We start from the raw sequence: 332 nt of genomic DNA, 5'->3' as shown, positions 1-332 counted from the left end.
TGTTACATTCATTTCCAACAAAACAACTGGGTGGATTTGTTACCAGTTGCTGAATTCGCTTACAATAACGCAGAACATTCGGCGACAAAGATGACGCCATTTTATGCGGTCTATGTTTCTCACCCCCGTTTCGACGACGCCACATCGTGTTCAGTTGCGACTTTTCCATCGGCTGATGAACGAGTCAACCACATCAATGAAGTTCGGATGTTCCTCCAGGCAGAACTGCAACGCGCGGTTCGAGATATGAAACATTTCGCTGATAAGAAACGACTACCTCACCCGAACTACAAGGTTGGCGATAAGGTTTGGTTGAATTCGGAGGGTATTTC

Annotated in this window: 1 protein-coding gene; it reads left to right on the top strand. The window is 46.1% G+C overall.

The annotated features are described in order from the left end of the window. The coding region (locus B5P42_RS32355) for a hypothetical protein (protein ID WP_220089414.1) at positions 1 to 332 on the top strand (332 nt) is incomplete at both ends.

The sequence above is a fragment of the Bacillus sp. SRB_331 genome (genome assembly GCF_003264175.1).
In the GTDB taxonomy this organism is placed as follows: Bacteria; Bacillota; Bacilli; order Bacillales; family Bacillaceae_G; genus Bacillus_A; species Bacillus_A mycoides.
Note: the sequence above shows the minus strand (reverse complement) of the source record. Positions and strands in the feature narration are given on the sequence as shown.